The organism is Pseudorhodobacter sp., assembly GCF_030452865.1.
Taxonomy (GTDB): Bacteria; Pseudomonadota; Alphaproteobacteria; order Rhodobacterales; family Rhodobacteraceae; genus Pseudorhodobacter.
The window spans coordinates 1-5,278 of sequence record NZ_JAKDLJ010000253.1; the positions used below are offsets into that span (position 1 = coordinate 1).

Here is a 5,278-nt window from a genome sequence, read left to right on the forward strand (position 1 = left end):
GGGCTATCCGCAAATGGCCAAACCCCCGCGGGGTGGGGCGCGGTCACCCGGGGCGGGGGGGGGGGGGTTCTTGAGTCAGAACAACCGCCTCCTTGCCTGGCAAACCATCGGCGTCACACTCGGCCGGATTGTTTTGCTGGGGTTCTGGTTCGTGGCGGTGATCTGGTCATATCGGCAGATTGGCGCGCAGCCGGATGGCATAGCCCAAGCCGGGTTTCTCGCCTTGGCTCTGGCCGGGCTAAAGCTGTTTTCCTCGGCGCTCAGCGATCCGCTTGATACCGATGTGCTGCGTCAGGTTCCGCGTTTCCTTGCTTCAGATCCGCAGCGCGCGGTTGCGGTCTGGCGGTCAGCACAACAGTTGCGGATTGCGATCAGCGCGATTTTGATTTGCGCGGCAGCACTGCTGGCACGCCCGATTGCGGCACAGTTTATGGGTGATGCGACGCAAGCACCCTTGGTTATTCTTGCAGGGATCGCCGCAGCATTGGAAATCCTGTTCCGGGGTCATCTTGCCGATTGTCAGTCGCGCAATCGCTTTACCCGTTTTCTGACCTATGAGGCGGCGCTTCAGGTCTTGCGCATCACCGGCCTCGTGGTGGCTGCTCTTTGGTTTGGTCTGAACGCAAAAACGTTTCTGACCGCCTATGCGATCGCGACATTCGCGCTGCTGATCGTGGCCTATCTGGGAACCAGTCCAGACCGTCGCGCTGTTTGGCGCGTCGATGTGCCGGTGATGCGCGACAGCATGACATATTTACGCTGGGTCGCCCCGGCGATGCTGCTCAGCGCGGTGGTTGAACGGCTGGATCTGTTTCTGCTGACCAGCCTGCGCGGCGCGGCGGAGGCCGGGCTTTATGGCGCGCTGTTGCCGCTTTTGCTGGTGCCAGAAGTCGTGGCAGGATTTGCCACCCACGCCCTGCAACCGCGAATCTCCGAAATGCAGGGGGGCGGAGAGTTCATCCCGTTCTGGACAGGTCTGCTCAAGTTCACGATACCGCTGGCTGTTGTTGCAATTCTTGGCGTCTTTTTTCTGGCCGAACCCCTTATCTCCTTGACCATCGGCCCCGCTTTTCTGGCTGCGGCACCGGTGCTGCGGGTGCTGGCGACGGCGGTATTGCTTTGGGTTGGGCTGGTTCCCGTGGCGTTGGCGCTTGTGGTGATGTCGCGACCGCGCGTGACGCTTGGCATCACGTTGGTACAGGCTTGTGTGATCGGAACCATCGGAATGGCATTGATCCCGGCGCACGGCGCACTCGGCGCCGCCTGGGCAGTGCTCGCGATGCGTGTCATTGCCGGGGCGATGATCTGTGCGGCGGCCTTGCTTGGCGCGCGAAAGGCGGTTCCGGCATGATCCGCGTGGCCCATATCAAAAGTAATTACGGCCATGTTGGCGGCATCGAATCGATGCTTGAATCACTGATGCCGGAGTTCGCTGTGCAGCCCGGAATTGAGCCAGTGGTGATCTTCCTTTCCCGCGAACCCGATCCGGCGCTGGAGGGGCGTTTAAGTGCGGGGGGCCAAGTAAGGTTGATCCGTTTACCCTGGACCGGGCTTGCCACATCGCCGAAGACGGCGCTGGCGTTGGGTCGCTTGGTTCGCGATGAAAATATTGCGCTGCTCCACACACATGACATGCGCGCAAACCTGTCGGCAGCGATGGTGCGGGTCTTTCGCCGGGTTCCATGGATTTGTCATATCCACGGCTGGCTTGGTGCAACCCACAGTCGGCTCTACCGGATGTTTGAAGCGGTGGACCGCGCACTGATGCGGCGGGCGGACCATGTGTTGACCGGCTCCCACGCGACGCTGGACGAGGTGCGCGTTGCGGGGGCGCGTGCGGCCTCGGTCGTTTCAAACGCGGTATTGTTACCCCCGCCGACTGATCACCGTCTTGCACGGCAAAGCGTAGGGCTGCCCGAAGCGGGGGTCATCTTCACCATTCTCGGACGGTTGCATCCCGGCAAGGGCCAGGATTTGTTCCTCAATGCGCTGTCCCGCCTGCCCCGCGATATGCCATGGCAAGGCGTGATTGTCGGTTCGGGCGGCGAGGATGCCATATTGAAAGCGCTTGCCGCCAAGCTTGATCTTGGCAACCGACTGCACTTTACCGGTTTTGTCGAAAGCACTGCACCGTGGATCGCAGCAAGCGATGTGATCGCGGTTCCCTCCCGCAAGGAAAGCCTGCCTCTTACCTGTCTGGAAGGCATGGCGCAGGGTCGCGCGGTTGTGGTCAGCGCTGCGGGTGATCTGCCGCGCGTGGTGACGGATGGGCGGACCGGGCTGATCGTGCCGATCAATGATGTCCCGGCACTGGAAGCGGCCTTCCTGCGGTTGTTGCTCGACCCTGATTTGCGCAATCAGCTTGGCGAAGCCGCGCGCGCCTATATTGCCGAAAACAATACCGTTTCCGTGCTGGCGCGACAGATCGCAACGGTCCAGCGGCAGGTCGCCAGTCAAGTGTCGCGTGTCGTCCGGTCATAGATATCCGACAGGCGCTGCACGAATGTCGGGATTGAAAATTCGGCGGACTGACGCGCCGCCCCCGCTGCGCCAATTTCCTTTGCGCGGATAGGGTCGTCAAGCAGGCTCTGGATCGCGAGTGCCAGATCGTCCGCAGCGCCGGGCGTTGTCAGGATGCCGGAGCGCCCGTCCTCGATAATACTGCGCGGTCCGCCCGCATTTGCAGCGATCACAGGCGTTCCGACCGACATCGCCTCGATCAGTACCAGTCCGAACGGTTCGGGCTGAATGGCGCTGTGGCAGAAGATCGTGAACCCCGCCATCACATCCGCCATATCCTGAAGGCGATAGCGCCAGCCCAGAAAGAGCACACGGGTAACAATGCCAAGCCGCTGCACTTGCGCTTTCAGTTCGGCTTCATAGGCTTCCAACCCGGCAGGTGCCCCGCCTGCAATCACCAGTACCGCCTGCGGATGCCGCACCATCACCTTCGCCGCCGCGTCGATCAGAATATGGATGCCCTTCCACGGATCAAGCCGTGCGGCGGTGCCGATGATCGGCACATCAGATGCAAGCCCTAGATCACGGCGCAACCTGTCACGGTCGAGGTGCGCGAGGAATGACGGCGCGTCAAGCGCATCGGGCATCACGACGCTTTGCGCCGGGGGGCGGCGAAAAAGCGGTTCCAGACACGGATCGCTCATCGCCAGAATGGTGCGCGACAAACTCCGCACCATCAGCGCGTAGGCTGCGGTCAGAACCGGCACTTGCGGCGCCATTTCCCGGACATGCCACAGATGCGGCTTGCGCGCCAAAGCCGCCGCAAACGCTCCGTACAGGCAGAACAGGGAATTGGAGTGGACGAGATCGGGCTGCGCAATCCGGATGACCCGCGCGAGGCGAAAGACCGACGGCAGGAAATGCGCCACATAACGGCCCTGATATCGCAACGACCGCAGGGTTCGCAATTGCTGCATCGGAACGAACTCGACCGAGGCACCGGCATCGCGCAAACGCTGAACCAACGGCCCGTCGCCCGGCAGGACAACCGTGGATTTCTGGCCAGTTCCGGCCATCGCCTCTACTGTGCGGGCCAGCGCGATGTCCGACCCGCCGACTTCGGAATTCGGCTGAACGTAAAGCACATGCCGGGGCGCGGCGCCGGTCATGATCGGCGCCAATCCAGCAGGGCCATACTCTTGCTGTCGCCGACAGCCGAAACACGGCGCGCAGCCATCAGAACGCCGAAGATGATCCACAAAAGCTTCAGATATTTGGCATGGCCCAGCAGGCCACACGCCAGAAACGCCAGCAACGACGCCTTCAGGGCAATGGCAAGAATGCGCAGCATCGGCGGTCCTGTCGCCTCGATCTTGCTCGCCTCTCGCCACGCAAAAACGAAAAGGGAGAAGTAGATGAGCGCGCCAAACAGTCCGTATTCGACCAGCAGTTCCAGCTCCAGATTGTGCGCGCCGATGTTTGTGACCAACTCGCGCCCTTCTTCAATCGACTTGCGGGTGTCATCAGACCATGCTGTCAGCCGCGCGTCGTCCGGCAAGGCGGCTGTCATCCGTTGGTAGAAACTTGGCCCAAACATGCGGTAGCCGTGACCGAACAACGGTTTTTCAAGAAAAATCTGGGCTGCTTCGGACACGATAAACTCCCGCAAAGGCGTGCTGCCTTCCTTGAGGTAACTCGACGAAAACATCCTGTCTGTGAACCCCACGGGCAAGGCCACCATTGCAACGGCAAGACCCAACGCACCGCTTGCAAGGATGGGCCGCAACGGAATGACACGCCGGAAAACGAGATACACGAAAGCCACCCCGAGCCCCAGAAACCCTGTGCGGGTAAAGCTGTAGACCAATGCGATCATTTGCAGGGCCGCCATCGCGGAAAAAAGGCACCGCATCCAGAAACCGGGCCAGCGATGCCAAAGATAGACCAACAGCGGAAGCGTCATCGCCAGGGAGTAGGCAAGCCAATTGGCGTCGCCAATGCCGCCCGTGATCCGCTTCAGTGTCACCCCGTCCAGCGATTCCCGGTCAATCACGCCGCCAAGCGCGCCTTCGGCCAGCCGCGGGTCGTCCGATTCGATGGCAAGCGATGGCAAGAAATGCTCGGCAAGGCCGATGATCCCGCAAATTGCGACGGACGCGAACAGGCCGATGACAAGCGAGTCGAGGTTGCGACGGCACTGCCCGCCGATCGTGCTGAGATGAAACAGTAGAAAGATCATCATCAGGTAGCGTGACGTGCCTTCCATCGTCCCTATTTCAGGGTTTGTTGTCACGATATCCCACCCGACAACGGGAATGAAGAACAACCCGATACTCATGTAAAGGGGTGATTTCGTCACTTTCCAGCCGGCAAACATCACATGCAGCAGTACCGCCCCAATCGCGATGACTCCGACAATTTTCGACAGGCTGGCCGGTGCTCCGGTAATGTGGGCGCTGCCCAGTACCTGAAACGAGGTGTTTGCCAACAGATTGAGCCATACTCCGACAATCGGTCGTAGAAGAGACAGGACGACGACCAGAATGGCAATTGCAAGGACGACAGCCTTTATGGGTTCCAGCATCAAAAAAACCGGGACAGCCAGAATTGTTCCGCCGACCAACCATACAAGCTCTCTGCTCGCGTCAAGGAGGAAACCCGATAGACGAGACACGCGCGCGTCCTCAATCAATTCATCAAAATACGATGATCACGCTAACCGAACCGAGGCAATCGCGCAAAGGAATTGTTCTGCCGCAGACATGCGCGGGGATATCGCGAAAGCGAGACTGCATGTTGTTTCATAATATGACAGTTG

The 5,278-nt window shown here is 60.4% G+C and carries 4 protein-coding genes; 2 read left to right on the plus strand and 2 right to left on the minus strand.

Annotation, left to right across the window (positions count from 1 at the left end):
• Positions 1–70: 70 nt before the first annotated feature.
• Complete coding sequence (locus L0H65_RS13750) at positions 71–1,351, plus strand: lipopolysaccharide biosynthesis protein (RefSeq protein ID WP_301459619.1); 1,281 nt, start codon at positions 71–73, stop codon at positions 1,349–1,351.
• A complete protein-coding gene (locus tag L0H65_RS13755) occupies positions 1,348–2,481 on the plus strand; it encodes a glycosyltransferase family 4 protein (RefSeq protein ID WP_301459620.1) in 1,134 nt (377 codons plus the stop codon). The genes L0H65_RS13750 and L0H65_RS13755 overlap by 4 nt, the downstream gene beginning before the upstream one ends.
• On the opposite strand, the gene L0H65_RS13760 is transcribed toward L0H65_RS13755, so the two are convergent.
• Entirely contained in the window at positions 2,454–3,629 is a 1,176-nt protein-coding gene (locus L0H65_RS13760) for a glycosyltransferase (RefSeq protein WP_301459621.1), read from the minus strand. The two genes, L0H65_RS13755 and L0H65_RS13760, sit on opposite strands and share 28 nt — an antisense overlap.
• Positions 3,626–5,044, minus strand: a complete 1,419-nt coding sequence (locus L0H65_RS13765) for an O-antigen ligase (protein WP_301459622.1) — start codon at positions 5,042–5,044, stop codon at positions 3,626–3,628. Before L0H65_RS13765 ends, L0H65_RS13760 begins: the two co-directional genes overlap by 4 nt.
• Between the last annotated feature and the right edge of the window lie 234 nt (positions 5,045–5,278).

Excerpts from the sequence above, each read along its gene's own strand:
- L0H65_RS13760 (WP_301459621.1), bottom strand. The coding sequence starts at position 3,629 with ATGACCGGCGCCGCGCCCCGGCATGTGCTTTACGTTCAGCCGAATTCC.
- L0H65_RS13755 (WP_301459620.1), top strand. The coding sequence starts at position 1,348 with ATGATCCGCGTGGCCCATATCAAAAGTAATTACGGCCATGTTGGCGGC.
- L0H65_RS13765 (WP_301459622.1), bottom strand. The coding sequence starts at position 5,044 with ATGCTGGAACCCATAAAGGCTGTCGTCCTTGCAATTGCCATTCTGGTC.